The following is a 320-nucleotide window of genomic DNA, read 5'->3' on the forward strand; positions in this document are numbered from 1 at the left end:
GATCAGGAACGTCACGGAGGCGGCAACATAGCCGTCGATCGCATAGTGCCAAGCCAGATAGACGGAACTGGCCGCGACAAAGGCCACATAGAGGAAAGCCAGCGCGCCGAGGTAGCGATTGTACTCGCGCAGGAACAGCGCGTTAAGCGTTACCAGGCCGACATGGACGCTCGGAAACGCCGAAATGCCCGAACCAAAACCCGTCCGCCCGGCTTCGTTCAACGACCACAGGTAATTTTGATAGGAAACAGCGGAGTAGAACGATCCGAGTCCCTTGGCCAGGAAGGCCAGCTGTTCGCCAAACCGCGCGGTGTCTCCCG

At 59.4% G+C, this 320-nt stretch carries 1 protein-coding gene; it reads right to left on the reverse strand.

Going from position 1 to position 320, the window contains the following annotated elements; all coding sequences use genetic code 11:
- A partial coding sequence (locus EOD29_RS31020; protein WP_206520531.1) for a phosphatase PAP2 family protein occupies positions 1–320 on the reverse strand: 320 nt, incomplete at both ends.

This window comes from Mesorhizobium sp. M1A.T.Ca.IN.004.03.1.1, assembly GCF_003997555.1.
GTDB lineage: Bacteria > Pseudomonadota > Alphaproteobacteria > Rhizobiales > Rhizobiaceae > Mesorhizobium.